This is a genomic window from Legionella erythra (assembly GCF_001467615.1).
Lineage (GTDB): Bacteria > Pseudomonadota > Gammaproteobacteria > Legionellales > Legionellaceae > Legionella_C > Legionella_C erythra.
On the sequence record NZ_LNYA01000034.1, the window covers coordinates 386,060 to 404,250 of the forward strand.

The following is an 18,191-nucleotide window of genomic DNA, read 5'->3' on the forward strand; positions in this document are numbered from 1 at the left end:
GGGTCTTTCATTACAACTATCGATAATTTATGAAAACCAGGGTTCACGCGCCTTCATGATCAATTCACCCGCTTTCTTTTCAGTCATACCGGGTATATCAAGTAATTCATCAACCGATTGCTCAGCCAGATCATCCATGGTCGTAATGCCTTTGGCGGCCAGACTGGCAGCAATATCATTGGTCATGCCTTCCATCGTCAGTAATGATTCTGACGGCTTGTCCACTGACAATCCCTGACCAGACGATAAGGCTTGAGTCAGAAGACAATCATTCGCCCGGTTTCTCAACTCTTCAACAATTTCTTCATCAAATTCTTCAATCGCCATCAATTCTTCTTTGGGTACATAGGCGATTTCTTCCAGTGAAGAAAAACCATTAGCAACCAGCAGGGAGGCAATCTCTTCATCAATTTCCAATGCACTGGTGAACAGGTTAATGGTTTTTTGTGATTCTTCCTGGCTTTTGTTATTAAAATCTTCGACCGTCATGACGTTTAACGTCCAACCGGTCAATTGACTGGCCAAGCGCACGTTCTGGCCATTACGTCCAATAGCCTGAGACAATTGCTCCTTTTGTACAGCCAGATCCATGGTATGGCTGTCTTCATCAACCACAATGGAACTGATATCAGCCGGTGCCATGGCATTAATAACCAATTGTGCCGGATTGTCGTCCCAGAGGATGATATCAACCCGCTCACCACCTAATTCACTGGATACTGCCTGGACACGAGCACCGCGCATACCCACACATGCTCCCACCGGGTCAATGCGGCCATCATTTGTTTTCACAGCAATTTTAGCACGGTTACCTGGCTCACGGGCAGCGGCTTTTACTTCAATCACGTTTTCACCAATCTCTGGCACTTCAATGCGGAACAATTCAATGAGCATCTCGTTACGTATACGGCTCACATACAATTGTGGGCCACGGGATTGGGGGGTAATTTCATATAAATAGGCACGTACACGATCATTCGGTCTAAACATTTCATTCGGCAGCATTTCATGTCGAGGCATGAACGCTTCAGCCTTGCCGCCCAAATCAATAATGATATTATCGCGGGTGACCTTTTTGACGGTTCCATAGACTAACTGACCCAGCTTGGATTGAAACTGATCAACCACTTGTTGCCTTTCTGCCTCACGCACTTTCTGCATAATAACCTGGCGTGCGGTTTGAGCGGCGATGCGGCCAAACTCAATGGACGGCATGGGCTCTTCAATACGCTCACCGATTTGAATGGAAGGTGAGCGCGTTCTCGCCTCAGTAATCCCGAGTTGTTGATCCGGGAACTCAACGCCATCATCTTCCACAACATCCCAATAACGGAATGTTTCGTAATCGCCGGTGCGGTTGTCCAGTTTAACGCGGATACCGATTTCCTTTTCTGACAGTTTACGTGTGGCTGACTCCAGGGCTGCCTGGATTGCTTGCAATACTACTTCTTTGCTGACACCTTTCTCGTTGGATAATGCCTCAGCAATAAATAACAATTCTTTACTCATTGTTCGCCTCACTCGCCTGTCAAATTTGCTTTCACAATATTGGATAATTGCACGTCTACGGATGTCTCGTTTACCAGTAATCTCAGCGTATCATCGTCCACTGCTGCAATCCTGCCAGCCAGTTTACGGCTTCCATTTACGGGTTTATACAATTTTAACTGTATATCATGCCCGAGGTATCGAAGGTAATGTTTTTTATAAAATATCGGCCTTGGAATACCGGGTGATGATATTTCAAGACTATAATTGCCAGAAATAGGATCTTCAACATCAAGTAAGGCGCTGATCTGTTTACTGACTCGTTCACAGTCATCAATCCCGATGCCATCTTCCTTATCAATATAAATACGCAGTAAAGAATGGCGCCCCTGCGACAAATATTCACAGCCCCACAGCTCATAGCCCAGGCTATTCACCAAAGGTTCCAATAATTCCTGAATATCTGCTTTTATCATATTCCACTCTCAGCACGTTTATTTCCGGCAGCGAAAATTCGCACAGGACAATCACCTGTCGCTTGAGACCATTCAGCAATAAATCGGAGTTTACGGTATATAAAGTTGCCAATACTCTATAAAGATTGCAAACCGACAGGTTGTGTCTGATTACCGGGTAATACATAACAAAAAACCCCAATAATGGGGTCTTTTAGATAGTGGTAGCGGGGGCAGGATTTGAACCTACGACCTTCGGGTTATGAGCCCGACGAGCTACCAGGCTGCTCCACCCCGCATCAACTGAGGCAAGTATACGCACACTTCCCTGGTATAGCAAGCAATTTTTGCAAGTTTTACCTTTAAGCAAATGCATTAATGCATGCACTGATAAGTCCGGAAGGAAAAATCCCCAGATAAAGCAGCGACAGGCAATTAATAGAATAAAAAAATTGTGACGATGTGCTTATCTGGACAGGGGCATTGTCTTTTGCATCATCAAAATACATCACCTTCACAATACGAACATAGTAATAAGCGCCGACGACTGCAAATAACAAACCTAATACAGCAACCCAGGTTAAATGCACATCCACCAGAGCCTTTAATACCAGTAATTTGGTAAAGAAACCAACTGTGGGGGGAACTCCAGCCATGGAAAACATGACAATAAGCATCAGGAAGGCAATCCAGGGATTGCGCTTATTCAGACCTTTCAAATCATCAACGCTTTCGACTTCCAACCCGTGGTTGGACAGCAGAACAATCAAACCAAAGGCAGCAACGGTCATAATGGAATAAACCAATACGTAATACAGAGCGGCCGCATAGCCTGCTTCAGTCGCAGTCAGAATACCGAATAATGCATAACCCACATGTGAGATTGCAGAGTAGGCCAAAAGCCGTTTAATGTTGTTTTGCGCAATAGCGAACAGGTTACCAAAACCGGTCGACAACAGAGCCATGATCATCAGCAACTGTTGCCATTGGGCCGAAATATCAACCAATGCGAGGGTTAACAGACGTAGCGTCATGCCAATGGCAGCAATTTTAGGAGCAGCACTTAAAAATAATGTAACGGAGGACGGTGCGCCCTGATAGACATCAGGGGCCCACATATGGAAAGGCATGGAAGCCAGCTTAAAGCCCACACCGACCATGATGAACACCAGACCGAAAGACAGAAGTGTATCTTGCTCCTGCCAGTTAGCCGCAATTGCATTGGCGATATCCAGAAGATCCAATTTCCCAGTGGCGCCATAAATTAATGACAATCCGTACAACATCATACCTGAAGCAATGGCGCCCATTACAAAGTATTTCATCGCCGCTTCTGCTGCATCACTATTAGTGCGGCGAATAGCCGTCATGGCATACAGGGGCAGAGACAACAACTCCAAACCAAGATAAATGGTCAACAAAGAATGCGCGGAGACCAGAACCATCATACCCAGGGTGGAAAACAGTCCAAGAACATAATAATCCCCGGAGGGAATCTGACGCTCATCAACATAATCACGGGAATAAATGAACGAGAAAATGGCACAAAGATAGATAAAAATTTTCATTAACTGCGCACTGTCATCGCTGATAAACAGCCCGCCAAAAATAATGGACTTATAGCTTCCGAGCAGTAATGTACTGATGACTGTGCAAAAAACCAACCCAATGATGGATAAGGTCAATGCAATGTTCTTGCAGTAATCACGCAAAAACAAGTCGCTTAGCAGAGCTAAAGCTGCGGTGATCAACAGGATGATTTCCGGTAAAGCTACGTGGATATTATCAAGCAAGGACGTCATGTTCATTTAACCTTGTAAATTATAGTTTCGATTTATCAGCCTGAGCTAATGTATGACTCACAGTCTGGTGTACATATTCAAGCACGGGCTTTGGGTAAACGCCCATTGCCACAACCATGATAACCAGTAGCACGTAGGCACTGATTTCATAACCTGAAAGATCATGCAGGGCTGCGATTTTGTCATTTTTTACAGGCCCAAATATGACGCGCTTATACATCCAGAGCGTATAGGCCGCCCCTACAATTAACGTCGTGGCCGCCCAGAAGGCAATCCAGAAGCCGGCTTTTATACTGCCAAGAATAACCATAAATTCACCTACAAAGCCGGAAGTACCGGGTAAGCCGGCATTGGCCATCGCAAACAGCATAAAGAAGGAAGCGAAAATAGGCATGGAATGAACAAGCCCGCCAAAATCCTTAACCTGGCGCGTGTGCATACGATCATAGATATACCCTACGCCAGCAAACATGCCGCTCGATACAAATGCATGAGAAATCATCACGATGATGGCGCCTTCCAGTACAAGGCCGGCATTTTGCAAACCAGACCTTTCGGCAATGGTGAAGATGGCAAAGCAGCCCAAGGTCACAAAGCCCATATGAGAAATGGAGGAATAGGCAATTAACCGTTTCATATCCTGTTGGATAATAGCAACCAAACCGATATAGACCACCGCGATCAATGACAGGGCAATCATCACGTCCGCATAGTACCGACAGGCATCAGGAACTATAGGTAAGGCAAAGCGAATAAATCCATAGGCACCGAGCTTAAGCAGAATAGCGGCAAGCACAATGGAACCTCCAGCAGGTGCTTCTGTGTGAGCATCAGGCAACCAGGTATGCACGGGGAACATGGGAATTTTAATGGCAAAGCCAAGGAAGAACGCAATAAAAATAAACGTCTGGGCAGTCATGCTGAGCTTAACCGCGTAGAAGGTTTCGATTTTAAATGAGCCGGCGATGTAGCCCATATAAAGAAACGAAGCCAGCATGAGGACAGAGCCCAGGAAAGTATAAAGGAAAAATTTAATCGCCGCGTAGACACGATTATCCGAGCCCCAGATACCAATGATGAGGTACATGGGAATTAACGTCGCTTCCCAGAAAATATAAAACACAATAGCGTCGGTCGCTGCAAAAACGCCCACTAAAAAGCCTTGCATAATCAAAAAGGCCGCCATGTATTGACCAACTCGTTTGTGAATGCTGGTCCAGGTCGCGAGCACGACAATCAGATTGGTAAAAATACTGAGCACAATAAGCAGCAGAGATAAACCATCAACACCAAGACTGTAATTAATGCCCAAAGCCGGCATCCAGGCAATGTCTTCCAGATATTGCATGCTGTAGGTGTTCACATCAAACCCGCTAACCAGCGGGATGCAGATGAGTAACGTAAGCAATATCGTGAACAATGTCAGATATCGTGAAACATTCGGATTATTGTCATCACCGGTCAGGAATACAAACACGCCTCCAATAATCGGTAACCAGATCAATAAATTGAGCAAATGATGCATACCTTCACCTTATAATCAGCCTAATAGCAACCAGCATAAGAAAACAATTAAACCCAACACCATGACCGTTGCATAGTGATATAAATAACCGCTTTGAATACCACGTCCCTTCTGAGCAAACCAACGCACCGTGCGACCCGTACCATTGACGAGGAGTCCATCGATAAGCCGCTGATCGCCCGTATTATAAAAGAATCGGCCAAGCGCTTTGGATCCGGCGACAACCACTTTGTTATTAAAGCTGTCAAAACCATATTTATTAAGCAACAAGCTGTAAATCCAGGAGAATGAACGAGCCAGTTTTGCCGGAATGCCGGGCATGGCGATGTAGGCTAGCCAAGCCACTGCAATGCCCGCCAAGGTGAGCCAAAAGGTGAGCGACCAGGGCGCATGCAGTGCAGCTTGCAAGGGGGAATGAACCTCGCGGGATAACTCCTCCAGCACATTGTGTTCAGGCAAAACAAACAGCGATTTACCCAACAAGGTGGGTACCTCATAAAGCATGGGCATAAACAGAATATAACCAATAATCACTGACGGGATAGCCAAAATGACCAAAGGCAGCCAGACGACAGCAGGCGACTCATGGACATGATCAAAGGTATGCTTATCCATCCGTGGCGTGCCATGGAAGGTCATGAAAAACGAACGGAACGTATATATGGCTGTAACCATCGCACCAAGAGCAACGCAAAAGTAAGCGTAAGTGCTTCCTGGAATAGTAGATAATTTAGCCGCTTCAATGATGGTATCCTTGGAGTAGAATCCAGCAAAAGGCGGTATTGCACATAAAGCCAGGCTACCAATAATATAGGTCACATAAGTAATGGGCATTTTGCGCCAAAGGCCGCCCATTTTCCGCATATCCTGTTCGTGATGCATGCCAATAATGACTGATCCTGCCCCCAGGAATAGCAAGGCTTTGAAACAGGCGTGTGTGAGTAGATGAAACATGCCAGCACTGTAGGCAGAAGCGCCCATGCCCACCATCATGTAGCCTAACTGAGATAAGGTGGAATAGGCTACTACGCGTTTAATATCATTCATCACCAAGGCAAGAAGCCCTGTAAACAGCGCACCTGTTGCCCCAATTACCAGGACTAGGGACAAGGCTGTTGTAGAATACTCAATCAACGGGGAAATTCGGCCAATCATAAACACACCCGCCGTAACCATGGTGGCAGCATGGATTAACGCGGAAATCGGCGTCGGGCCTTCCATGGATTCCGGTAACCAGACATGCAGGGGAACCTGCGCGGATTTACCCATCGCTCCAATGTACAGTAGAATGCAAGTTACTGTGATCAGCGACCAGGGATGACCGGAAAATAATTCAATCGTCTGGGTATTCAAACTGGATACGCTTTTGAAAACCATGTCATAGTCCAGGCTTCCGGTGTAAGCCAGAATCAGGCCGATTCCCAGCACAAAGCCAAAATCCCCTACACGGTTGACCAAAAAGGCTTTGAGACTTCCTTCAATAGCGGACTCTTTACTGTACCAAAAGCCGATTAAAAGATAGGAAACAAGGCCCACCCCTTCCCAGCCAAAGAATAATTGCAGGAAGTTATTGGCAGAAACCAACATGAGCATCATAAACGTAAACAGGGAGATATAGCTAAAGAAGCGTTGATAGCCGTCATCGTCGACCATGTAGCCAATGCTGTAAATATGAACCAGCAAGGAAACGAAAGTCACAATAACCAGCATCACCACTGAAAGCGGATCAATTAAAAAGCCAATATGAAACTCATAGGGAAAAAACAAACCCCCGCTCGCCCAGGTATACAGGTTGACATTAACCGATTCGTGAGTGCCGCTGAGAATAACACCTGCAACATAGAGCGACAGCAGGAATGACAAAGCCACACCGGCAATAGTGACTGAATGCGCTCCAACCCGTCCAATCTGATTACGGAAAAAGCCAGCGACAATCGAGCCAAACAGCGGTGCCAGGACAATGATAAGACAGAGTTGTTGAATGCTCACGTTGTTAACCTTTTAAATGATTCATTTTATCAACATCAATATTGCCCCGATTACGATAGAGCAACATCACGATAGCCAAGCCAATGGCAGCTTCAGCAGCAGCCACCGTCAATATAAAAAAGACGAAAACATTCCCGGTCACGCTTCCATAATAGTGAGAAAAAGCCACAAAATTAGTATTTACAGCGAGTAACATCAGCTCGATACACACTAACAGCAGGATGATATTTTTTCGATTAAGCATAATGCCGACTATACTTAAGCCGAAAAGAATAGCTGCCAGAATGAGGTAATTATTTACTGGTATCATGGTCATTCCTATGATTGTTTTTCTGACTTCATCGCAATCAGTTCAATTCGATCATTGCTATCAGTCATGATCTGACTGACTATGCTTTGTCGTTTGGATCGAATGATATTTCGATGCGCCAAAGTAATAGCCGCAATGATAGCGACCAAGAGCAATACCGCCGCCAGCTCAAAGGCGAATACATAATCGGTATAAAGAACTCTGCCGATAGCTTCTGTATTGGAAATTGCTTTGGACGGTTGAGCGACCACTTCATCGTATTCGTTGAAATCATCAACAATCACAGATGATGCAGGTGTTTGCTCAACAGCTGTTTTAAACAGGTTGTCCGGTAAGGCAATCAGCAGCAATCCGGTCAGAAAGGCCACAATAATCAGACCAAATGGCAAGTAGCGGACAAAATGAGATTTCATGGACTCTACATCAATGTTCAACATCATGACCACGAACAGGAACAGGGTCATTACGGCGCCAACATAGACCAGGATAAGAATCAGGGCAAGGAATTCTGCCGACACCAGAATCCACAGTATGGCACTGGCAAAAAACGTTAACACCAGAAACAACACGCAACGTACCGGGTTATTTTGGGTAACCACCATTAATGCTGAAAAAATTGCCAAGGCAGCAAAAACATAAAATATAATTTGTACTAGCAACTCATGCATCTCGCACCTCGTTAGCGGTAATCTTTATCAGCATCTCTATCTTCAGCCAGTTTCTTTTCCATCAGGCTGCCGATAGCCAACAATTTGTCTTTGGTTAAAATATTCTGCCCTCGTTCGGTGTAGTGATAATGCTGGATGGGGGTCAATACGATGGAATCAACCGGGCAGGATTCTTCACACAAACCGCAATAAATGCATTTAAACGAGTCAACATCATAACGCGTCGTGCGTCTGGAACCGTCTTCTCGCACTTCAGATTCAATAGTAATCGCCAAGGCTGGGCACACGGCTTCGCATAATTTACAGGCAATGCAACGTTCTTCGCCATTCGGGTAACGGCGCAGAGCTAACATACCTCTGAATCGTGGAGACACCGGCGTGCTTTCCTCCGGAAACTGCACCGTAAATTTCTTCTTGAAGAAATACTTACCCGTCACGGTCAAACCAGAGAAAAGCTCCAGCAAAAGGAAGCTCTTAATGTAATGTTTGATGTATCGATATAATTTTTTCATTACTCAGCTCATTGCTCGTTAAAACCATGGCTTAAGGTGCGTTACCACCATCAATGCGGTAACAATCACCCAGACTATGGTCACCGGGATTAATACTTTCCATCCCAGGCGCATCAACTGATCGTAGCGATAGCGAGGGAAAGTGGCGCGAATCCACAAATAAACAAATAGGAAAAACGAGATTTTAATCAGCAGCCAGACAAAACCGGGAACGACAAAGAAAATACTGTTAAGAACAGGGATTCCTTCAAAAGGCGATAGCCACCCACCCAGAAAAAGAAGGGATAACATGGTGGAAATGAGGATCATGCTGGCGTATTCAGACAGGAAAAATAATGCAAAACCAATTCCTGAATATTCGACATGGAATCCGGCTACAATTTCCGATTCCCCTTCCGCCAAATCAAACGGCGCACGGTTAGTCTCGGCAATACCAGCAATCCAGCAGGCTACAAATAAGGGCAGAAGAGGCAAAAACCACCAATGCCAAATTCCTCCACGCTGGGATTGAACAATTTCTGTGAGGTTCATGCTCCCGGCTGCCAATAATACGCCAACCAGAGCAAAACCCATGGCAATTTCATAAGATACTGTTTGCGCCGTGCTGCGTAACGCACCAAACATGGCGTATTTGGAGTTGGAAGCCCAACCGGCAATTAGTACGCCATACACCCCCAGCGAACTCATGGCGAACAGGTAAAGTACGCCGGCGTTAATATTGGCCAGAACCATCCCTTCTGAAAAAGGAATAACAGCCCAACCGACCAGAGAGGGAGCCAGTGCAAATAAAGGGGCAATGATAAACAGATACTTGTTCGATTGCGTCGGGACTATGATTTCTTTGGTAATTAACTTAATCAAATCAGCAAAAGGCTGCAATAACCCTTTAAATCCGACGCGATTAGGACCAATGCGTATCTGAATGTAACCAATGACTTTACGCTCGGCATAGGTCAGATAAGCGACAGCGATCAGTAAGGGCACGACAATGATTAATATCTTAATAATAATCCACAGCAAAATGCCTATATCATGTAGCATAATCTTACCTGTTTAGCGCTTAATAGTGATTGCAGCAAAAGAATGCCCAAGGTCAACTGTTTCAGGCATTGCATTGGCTACCCATACAACATCGGGTGCTATTCGCTCGTCTCGTTTGAGCGGCAATGTTATCTCAATATCTCCTTGAGATACAGTAGCAACCTCATCTAATTTCAATCTATTTGCCGTATCGGGATGAACACGGATGCAGGCGGATTCAGCCGCCGCGCAATTTTGCAAGGCTTGGGCACTGCGTACAATGGCATCGCATCGATACAAGGGCCACTCACCGACTCTGACTAATTGCTGATGATAGGCAGGAAGCGACTCCGGGTAATAGGGTTGGTACTTTACTTCCGCAGTCATACCCACGATTGATTTCACTTCGGTCAGAATGTCATCGCTGGATACATAGGTAAAATTCTGACAATGCAGAAGATTGCCCAATACTCTCAATATCTTCCAGGCTGGACGCGCTTCTTCATAAGGACTGCAAGCCCCCTTTACGGTTTGCCAGCGATAATCCACATTAATATAGGTCCCTGATGTTTCTGCATAGGGAGCCATGGGCAGAATGACATCGGCATAATCAAACATCGATTCATGTTGAAAAGCGGAGACGAGAACAACGAATTCGGCAGCGAGCATCGATTGTCTGGCATTGAAGGGATTGGCAAAATCAAACCCGGGCTCCACACCCAGCAGGAAATAGCCTTTTAGTTTGGCATTAAGGGCCGATTGAGCATCAAGACCGGGTTGAGAAACCGACTTGCTCGCCGTAGTGCGGTGAGGAAGCATGCCCGCCAGTTCTGCCCCGGCTGCATTAGCCCCTGTGGTTAATCGCAATACACGCAAACCACTGATGCTTTCAAGCACATGAACCAAGGTACGCAGCAAGGCAGCATCCGGGTGATTTTCACACAGAGCGCCCATGATGATGGCGGTTTTATTCTGACTTAATTCAGCCGCCATGGCACGAAAGACCTCGTCGATCTCAAGGCCAACAATTAAACGTTGCACATTTTCAGGTAATTTTTGGACATCAACAGCCATAGCAGCAATCAATTTTGCCAATTGCATCGGCATTTCCTGGGGTGAGACGACCACTTTTGCCTGAACATCGAAATTGTACTCATAATCCACGGGATTAATGGCAAAGAGTTTCGCGCCGTTGCGAAATGCCTTGCGAACCCGCACGCCGGCAAGCGGGACTTCACGATGAATATTGCAACCCAACAAGAGAATCGCCTGTTGATGTTCAATGTCTGCTATTTTTAAAGTATTTTCCCAAGTAGTCGGCAGGCCATCCTGATCACGGAAATCGACTTGTCTCAATCGATAATCCAGATTATTGACGCCCAACTCCCGCATGAGCTTTTGCAGTAGATAGAATTCTTCAAGCGTAGACGACGGTGATGCAAATGCGGCAAATTGCTCCGGACCATGTTGCTTGATAACTTTACTTATGCCTTCGGCCACAAATTTCAGCGCCGTTTCCCAATCCACGGTTTGCCATTGCCCCTGGGCTTTAATCATGGGGTGTCCCGCACGCATTTCGCTCTTGAGTCCTAAATAGCTGAAGCGATCGCGATCGGACAGCCAGGTTTCATTGATAGCTTCATCTTCTTTCGGAACCGCGCGCATAACCTGGTTACGGCGAACATGTAAATACACATTCGACCCCAGACAGTCGTGAGGCGCCAAGCTATCATGCTGGGTTAATTCCCAGGCCCGGGCTGTAAAGCGATACGGTTTGGAGGTCAATGCACCTACCGGGCATAAATCAATGATATTACCGGACACTTCTGACTGGATGCTGTGTTGCACATAAGTGCCTATTTGCATCCTTTCCCCACGCCCGGTTGCGCCGAGTTCACGCAAACCAGCTACTTCATCGCCAAATCGGACACAACGCGTGCAATGAATGCAACGCGTCATTTCGGTGGCAATCAAGGGGCCTAAATTATCGTCTTCAACGGAACGTTTGATTTCTTCATATTCGGAACTGTCATGTCCAAACCCCATGGAAATATCCTGCAACTCACACTCTCCACCCTGATCACAAATAGGGCAATCCAGCGGGTGGTTGATGAGCAGAAACTCCATCACTGCTTCCTGGGAACGAATCGCTTCTTCGGATTTGGTAAATACTTTCATACCGTTCGTGATCGGCGTTGCACACGCAGGAACAGGTTTTCGACCGTTTTCTACCTCAACCAGGCACATGCGGCAATTGGCGGCAACAGATAATTTCTTGTGGTAACAGAAGCGTGGTATATAAATGCCAGCTTCATCCGCCACTTCAATAATCATTTTGCCATTTTCAACTTCAAATGTTTTCCCGTCGATTTCAATGGTAGCCATTGTCTAAACCTTCTCAATTATGCTGCGACGATCGAGCGTTTATGCTTAATAAAATACTCAAACTCATGATAAAAATGCTTCACGAAACTCTGCACTGGCCAGGCAGCCGCTTCTCCTAATGCACAGATGGTGCGCCCATCAATTTTGTTGGCAACGTTGACCAGTTTTTCAATATCACCTGGCTCACCATGACCTTCACGAATCCGATGAATCAAACGGACCATCCATCCGGTGCCTTCACGGCAGGGCGTACACTGGCCACAGGACTCATCCATATAAAACTCGGAAATACGGTAGAGCGCATCCACCATGCATGTGGTTTCGTCCATAATAATGACAGCCCCCGAGCCCAGACCGGAACCCGCTTTTTGAATACTGTCATAATCCATATCCAGGCTCATCATGACATCACCCGGGAGAACCCGCATGGACGAACCACCCGGGATAACCGCTTTGATTTTATTGCCGTTTCGTACACCACCAGCCAAATCCAGCAGGGTTTTAAAGGGTGTCCCCAGTGGAATTTCAAAATTACCCGGCTTGTTGACATGACCACTGACACTGAAACATTTCGTACCGCCATTATTTGGCTTGCCGAGTTTTAAGAACCACTCGCCACCTTTTTCAATGATTGGAGGAACGGAGGCAAAGGTTTCCGTATTATTAATTGTGGTGGGTTTACCATAAAGGCCGTAATTGGCTGGGAAAGGCGGTTTGAAACGCGGCATGCCCTTTTTGCCCTCCAGCGAATTGAGTAAGGCTGTTTCTTCACCACAAATGTATGCACCAGCCCCAAGATGATTGTACAAATCAAAGTCAACGCCGCTACCCAGGATGTTTTTTCCCAAGAGTCCTTCCGCATAGGCTTCTTTCAATGCCTGCTCAGTTCGCTCAAAAGGCAACCAGAATTCACCGCGGATATAATTATACCCTACGGTAGCACCCATGACGTATCCGGCAATGGCCATGCCCTCAATCAACTGGTGGGGATTATTCGTCAGAATTTCTCTGTCCTTACACGTGCCCGGTTCGCCTTCATCTGAATTGCACACCACGTATTTCTGCACGGGTGCATTACGGTTCATAAAGCTCCACTTAAGACCCGTAGGGAAACCCGCCCCTCCGCGGCCCCGTAACGACGATGTCTTCAGTTCCTCAATAATTTGTTGAGGCGGGATTTTTTCACTCAGAATACGCCGCCATGCACTATATCCACCAACACTTAGATATGATTTTAACGTCCAAGGCTCTTGCAGATGGAATGTTCGGTAACAGACTTGATTCAATTCAACCATGGCAATCACCTCTATCGTTATTGATACTGTTCCAGCACGTGATCAATTTTTTCAGGGTTTAAATTCTCGTGATACGCTTTATTAATCTGCATCATCGGTGCATTAACGCAGGCGCCCAGGCATTCAACCGAGCGAAGTGTAAAGCGCCCATCCGTCGTGGTTTCACCGAGTTTAATGCCCAGTTTGGATTGTAAATAATTAACCACTTCCGATGATCCCATCAATTTACAGGAAATATTGGTGCAAACGTTGATTAAATGGCGCCCAATGGGTTTATGTTCATACATGGTATAAAACGTAGCGACTTCATAAACGGCAATGGATGGCATATCCAGGTAATCGGCAACCGCATCCATTAATTCAGGCGACAAATAACCGTGTTCCTCCTGAACGATGCGCAGGGCACTCATCACAGCAGATTGCTTTTGATCAGCTGGATATTTCGCTATCCATTCATTGATTTCACTGATTCGCTCTGCTGATATCAGTTGACAAAGTATTTTAGCTGAATTCTCAGACATGCTTCTAACCTTAAAAAAACGTTTAATTCGACAGTGTCATTACCGATCGATTTCACCGAAAACAATATCCTGACTGGCAAGGATTGCTACCCCATCAGCCAACATGTGGCCTCTGACCATTTCATCATATCCCGCCAGATGGGCAAAACCAGGCGCCCTGATTTTCAGGCGATAAGGTTTGTTTGCACCATCGGAAACCAAATAAATACCAAATTCGCCTTTAGGCGCTTCCACAGCGCTGTACACTTCACCCCGCGGCAACGAGAACCCCTCGGTATACAGTTTAAAGTGATGGATCAGCGCTTCCATGTCATGTTTCATTTCAACCCGACGTGGCGGTGTAATTTTATGATCCTGAATACGCACTGGACCAGGATTTTTACGCAACCACTCAATGCATTGACGAACAATGCGATTTGATTGCCTTAATTCCTCGACACGCACCAGGTAGCGGTCATAACAGTCACCTGTTTTACCAACCGGTATATCAAAATCAACTTTGTCATAGGCAGCATAGGATTGCTTCTTACGCAAATCCCAGGCAACACCTGAAGCACGCAGCATAGGACCGGTGAATCCCCACTGCAATGCTTGCTCAGGAGAAACCACACCAATATCCACCGTTCTTTGTTTCCAAATCCGGTTATCGGTTAATAATGTTTCGTATTCATCGATGCATTTGGGAAAACGCTCGGTAAAGGCCCAGAGAAAATCCAGCAGGCTCCCCTGGCGGTTTTCGTTCATTTTTTCCACTTCACGCTCATTGTGCCAACGCGATGCCTTGTATTGCGGCATGCTGTCTGGCAGATCACGGGCAACACCCCCAGGGCGGTAGTACTTGGCGTGCATACGGGCACCCGACACGGCTTCGTAGCAATCAAATAAATCTTCGCGCTCGCGGAAGCAATATAGAAAGACGGTCATTGCACCGATGTCCAGTGCACTGGCACCTAACCAAAGCAAATGGTTAAGAATTCGCGTCACTTCATCAAACAGAGTACGGATATACTGGGCACGGATAGGGGCTTCAATACCCAGCAATTTTTCAATGGCCAATACATAGGCATGTTCATTACACATCATGGATACGTAATCCAACCTGTCCATGTAACCGATGTTTTGCAGGTAAGGTTTTGATTCAGCCAATTTCTCCGTTGCACGATGCAGTAACCCAATGTGCGGATCGGCACGGACAATGGTCTCCCCCTCAAGTTCAAGAACCAGGCGCAACACACCATGGGCAGCAGGATGCTGGGGACCAAAGTTAAGCGTATAATTTTTTAATTCAATCATTGCTCACTCCATGGTTATCAAGATAACGATTATCATTGCGTATTACCTTGGGCACCAGGATTCTGGGTTCAATGCTAACCGGTTCATACACGACCTTTTGTTGACGGGCGTCGTAACGCATTTCAACCTGACCGATCAATGGGAAATCCTTACGGAATGGGTGGCCAATAAAACCGTAATCTGTCAATAGACGTCTCAAATCAGGGTGATCTGAGAAAAGAATGCCATATAAATCGTAGGCTTCACGTTCAAACCAGTTTGCTGATTTCCATAGTTCATGGGCGGATGGAATGACCAGATTACGCTCATCAAGAAACACTTTTACACGGACACGTTGATTTTTTACGGTCGAGAGCAGGTGATAAACAACAGCAAAACGAGGTTTATCAAAGATAAACGCTTTGGCTTCATGTGCTTCCACACCCCGGGAAAAACCGCTTTCCGTTGCAGCCTCCGTTTCCCAGTCATAGGAGCCATAATCGAGATAATCAACAGCACAAACGTCGATTAGCTGATCAAATGCAAAATGCTCGTGCACTTTCAGTTGCTCCAATACCTGCTTAATATGGGCAGGACTGCATTCAATCGTAAGCTCATCGGTTGCCACATCGACTGAGTCAATTAATTGAGCCAATTCAGTGTTTATTTTTTCGGCCAAGCTAGTCAGTTTAGTCATCGATAGATACCTGTGTGCTCGTTTATGCTTCTATTACAGGTTTACGCCTGATTTTATTCTGTAACTGGATAATGCCGTAAAGAAGCGCTTCAGCGGTGGGAGGACAACCCGGTACATACACATCAACCGGTACAATGCGATCACAGCCGCGTACGACCGAATAGGAATAATGGTAATAGCCGCCCCCGTTGGCACATGAGCCCATCGAAATAACCCAGCGTGGTTCAGGCATTTGATCATAAACTTTGCGCAGGGCTGGCGCCATTTTGTTGCACAGGGTACCGGCAACAATCATGACGTCGGATTGACGGGGACTTGGTCTGAAAATAATTCCAAAGCGGTCTAAATCATAGCGGGCAGCCCCCACATGCATCATTTCTACTGCGCAACAGGCCAATCCAAACGTCATCGGCCACATTGAACCGCTGCGTGCCCAACCCACCAGTTTCTCAACGGAGGTCGTAACAAAGCCCGTTTTTTGCAATTCTGCAACAGCCATAGCAAGCCTCTAAAATAATATATCTTGGTTTAATAAAACGTCGCCGCAGGCCTCAGCCTGGAAACGATAATGAATAATCATTCCCATTCAAGAGCGCCCCGCTTCCATTCGTAGATAAAGCCAATGACCAACAGGCCAAGAAAGATCATCATCGCAGAGAAACCAAACCAACCTATCTCACGCAATACCAAGGCCCAAGGGAAGAAGAAAGCAGTTTCCAGATCAAAGATAATAAATAGTATAGCCACCAAATAGAATCTTACATCAAACGGGATGTGAGAACTTTCAAACGCGCTGAAACCGCACTCATAAGGCGCATTCTTGGCTGAGTTGGGTTGATGTTTTGAAAACAATGACGCAGCAGTAATCATAGCAACGCCCAAGGCTAAGGCTATGATAATAAAAACTAGTATTGGCAAGTATTGTGATAGCATCATTCATATCGCTCGGATAAATGGTGCCGAAGGCCGGACTCGAACCGGCACGGCTTACGCCACCGCCCCCTCAAGACGGCGTGTCTACCAATTCCACCACTTCGGCATATTTAGTTATTCTTTTCCGTTTTTACTGCTATCAACCGGCACCGGAATCGCGTTATTTGGCGCGCTGATTGGTTGAGGAATGGCTTGTTGTTCTGCCTTTTGGTATTGCGTGGATACCATATAGGACAGGGACAAACTTGTCACAAAAAATGTCAATGCCAATCCGCCGGTTAATTTGAACAGAAACCCTCCGGTACCCTGGCTGCCGAACACAGTATTTGATGCGCCTGAACCAAAAGCAGCACCAATATCGGCACCCTTTCCATGCTGTATCAACACTAATCCGATAAGGACCATGGCGACCAGCACATGAATGATTAAAATTAATTGATACATTTAACAATTTCCACAAACTGTTGTGCATTAAGGGATGCACCACCAATTAAACCACCGTCGACATCCGGCATGGAAAACAACGACGCTGCGTTTTTCTCATTCACACTTCCGCCATACAATAACGGGATCGCAGCTGCGTCTTCCTTGCTGAACTCACTTACCAATTCTCGAATAAACCCGTGCATTTCCTGCGCTTGCTCAGGGCTTGCTGTCTGGCCTGTGCCTATCGCCCATACGGGTTCATACGCAATGACTGCATCACTAAAACAAGCTGAGTCTTTTTCAGCGACAGCTAAAAGCTGACGGGTTAAAACTTCTTTTGTTTTTCCATGCTGGCGCTCCTCAAGGGTCTCGCCCACGCAAAGAACGGGTATCATACCATGATCTTTTACATGGTGGTATTTATCAGCAACAAATTTTTCATCTTCCCTGAAAAGCTGCCTTCTTTCCGAATGGCCGACCAGCACATACCGGCATCGGTAATCCATAAGCATCGTGCTGGATATTTCTCCTGTATAAGCGCCTGAATTCGCTGGATAAACATTTTGCGCACCCCAGCAAATGGTACTGCTTTGCAGAAGTTTTTGTACCAGCGGCAAGTAAATGGAGGGCGCCATCACAGCACACTCCGCCTGGCTGTGTAGTTCAGGCAGTTGCAGCATGAGGTCCTTGAGCAACTGGGTAATGGTATTGACTGTACCATTCATTTTCCAATTCCCGGCTACAATTTTTTTCCTCATTGCCACTCCAGTTAATAACCGGGGCAATATACATTAATGTTGCTCGAAATCCTAGTATTTTGCTTGATTTTTATGAATCGCTCCGTTAATTATAGAAATTGAGCTTCTTTTCAGTCCAGGCTGCACTCAAGGATT

At 46.1% G+C, this 18,191-nt stretch carries 18 protein-coding genes and 2 tRNA genes; all 20 read right to left on the reverse strand.

Annotated features, from left to right (window positions below; all coding sequences use genetic code 11):
• Window positions 1–27: 27 nt before the first annotated feature.
• Window positions 28–1,509, reverse strand: a complete 1,482-nt coding sequence (gene nusA, locus Lery_RS13035) for a transcription termination factor NusA (protein ID WP_058527670.1) — start codon at window positions 1,507–1,509, stop codon at window positions 28–30.
• Window positions 1,510–1,517: 8 nt separating this feature from the next.
• A complete protein-coding gene (gene rimP / locus Lery_RS13040) occupies window positions 1,518–1,964 on the reverse strand; it encodes a ribosome maturation factor RimP (RefSeq protein WP_058527671.1) in 447 nt (148 codons plus the stop codon).
• A gap of 201 nt (window positions 1,965–2,165) precedes the next feature.
• Window positions 2,166–2,242 (reverse strand) — tRNA-Met (locus Lery_RS13045).
• Window positions 2,243–2,305: 63 nt separating this feature from the next.
• Window positions 2,306–3,745, reverse strand: a complete 1,440-nt coding sequence (nuoN, locus tag Lery_RS13050; protein ID WP_058527672.1) for an NADH-quinone oxidoreductase subunit NuoN — start codon at window positions 3,743–3,745, stop codon at window positions 2,306–2,308.
• Between the two features lie 19 nt (window positions 3,746–3,764).
• Entirely contained in the window at window positions 3,765–5,270 is a 1,506-nt protein-coding gene (locus Lery_RS13055; RefSeq protein WP_058527673.1) for a complex I subunit 4 family protein, read from the reverse strand.
• 15 nt (window positions 5,271–5,285) lie between these two features.
• Window positions 5,286–7,259, reverse strand: coding sequence for an NADH-quinone oxidoreductase subunit L (gene nuoL, locus Lery_RS13060; RefSeq protein WP_058527674.1), 1,974 nt, complete (start codon window positions 7,257–7,259; stop codon window positions 5,286–5,288).
• A gap of 4 nt (window positions 7,260–7,263) precedes the next feature.
• Window positions 7,264–7,569 (reverse strand): NADH-quinone oxidoreductase subunit NuoK, encoded by a 306-nt coding sequence (nuoK, locus tag Lery_RS13065; RefSeq protein ID WP_058527675.1) that lies wholly within the window; start codon window positions 7,567–7,569, stop codon window positions 7,264–7,266.
• A gap of 8 nt (window positions 7,570–7,577) precedes the next feature.
• On the reverse strand, window positions 7,578–8,237 hold the full coding sequence (locus Lery_RS13070) for an NADH-quinone oxidoreductase subunit J (RefSeq protein ID WP_058527676.1): 660 nt from the start codon (window positions 8,235–8,237) through the stop codon (window positions 7,578–7,580).
• A gap of 11 nt (window positions 8,238–8,248) precedes the next feature.
• Window positions 8,249–8,749, reverse strand: coding sequence for an NADH-quinone oxidoreductase subunit NuoI (gene nuoI / locus Lery_RS13075; RefSeq protein WP_058527677.1), 501 nt, complete (start codon window positions 8,747–8,749; stop codon window positions 8,249–8,251).
• 18 nt (window positions 8,750–8,767) lie between these two features.
• Window positions 8,768–9,790: an NADH-quinone oxidoreductase subunit NuoH gene (gene nuoH, locus Lery_RS13080; RefSeq protein WP_058527678.1), complete on the reverse strand. Its 1,023-nt coding sequence runs from the start codon at window positions 9,788–9,790 to the stop codon at window positions 8,768–8,770.
• 12 nt (window positions 9,791–9,802) lie between these two features.
• Window positions 9,803–12,154 carry an NADH-quinone oxidoreductase subunit NuoG gene (gene nuoG, locus Lery_RS13085; RefSeq protein ID WP_058527679.1) on the reverse strand — a complete coding sequence of 784 codons (2,352 nt, stop codon included), beginning with the start codon at window positions 12,152–12,154 and terminating at the stop codon, window positions 9,803–9,805.
• Between the two features lie 17 nt (window positions 12,155–12,171).
• Complete coding sequence (gene nuoF, locus Lery_RS13090; protein WP_058527680.1) at window positions 12,172–13,449, reverse strand: NADH-quinone oxidoreductase subunit NuoF; 1,278 nt, start codon at window positions 13,447–13,449, stop codon at window positions 12,172–12,174.
• Between the two features lie 17 nt (window positions 13,450–13,466).
• On the reverse strand, window positions 13,467–13,970 hold the full coding sequence (gene nuoE, locus Lery_RS13095; protein ID WP_058527681.1) for an NADH-quinone oxidoreductase subunit NuoE: 504 nt from the start codon (window positions 13,968–13,970) through the stop codon (window positions 13,467–13,469).
• Window positions 13,971–14,009: 39 nt separating this feature from the next.
• A complete protein-coding gene (locus Lery_RS13100) occupies window positions 14,010–15,263 on the reverse strand; it encodes an NADH-quinone oxidoreductase subunit D (protein ID WP_058527682.1) in 1,254 nt (417 codons plus the stop codon).
• Entirely contained in the window at window positions 15,256–15,939 is a 684-nt protein-coding gene (locus tag Lery_RS13105) for an NADH-quinone oxidoreductase subunit C (protein WP_058527683.1), read from the reverse strand. Before Lery_RS13105 ends, Lery_RS13100 begins: the two co-directional genes overlap by 8 nt.
• A gap of 22 nt (window positions 15,940–15,961) precedes the next feature.
• Window positions 15,962–16,438, reverse strand: coding sequence for a NuoB/complex I 20 kDa subunit family protein (locus Lery_RS13110; protein WP_058527684.1), 477 nt, complete (start codon window positions 16,436–16,438; stop codon window positions 15,962–15,964).
• Window positions 16,439–16,515: 77 nt separating this feature from the next.
• Window positions 16,516–16,872: an NADH-quinone oxidoreductase subunit A gene (locus Lery_RS13115; RefSeq protein ID WP_058527977.1), complete on the reverse strand. Its 357-nt coding sequence runs from the start codon at window positions 16,870–16,872 to the stop codon at window positions 16,516–16,518.
• 21 nt (window positions 16,873–16,893) lie between these two features.
• Window positions 16,894–16,978: transfer RNA gene (locus Lery_RS13120), tRNA-Leu, on the reverse strand.
• 8 nt (window positions 16,979–16,986) lie between these two features.
• Entirely contained in the window at window positions 16,987–17,316 is a 330-nt protein-coding gene (gene secG, locus Lery_RS13125; protein ID WP_058527685.1) for a preprotein translocase subunit SecG, read from the reverse strand.
• Window positions 17,304–18,056: a triose-phosphate isomerase gene (gene tpiA, locus Lery_RS13130; RefSeq protein ID WP_058527686.1), complete on the reverse strand. Its 753-nt coding sequence runs from the start codon at window positions 18,054–18,056 to the stop codon at window positions 17,304–17,306. Before tpiA ends, secG begins: the two co-directional genes overlap by 13 nt.
• Window positions 18,057–18,191: the final 135 nt, after the last annotated feature.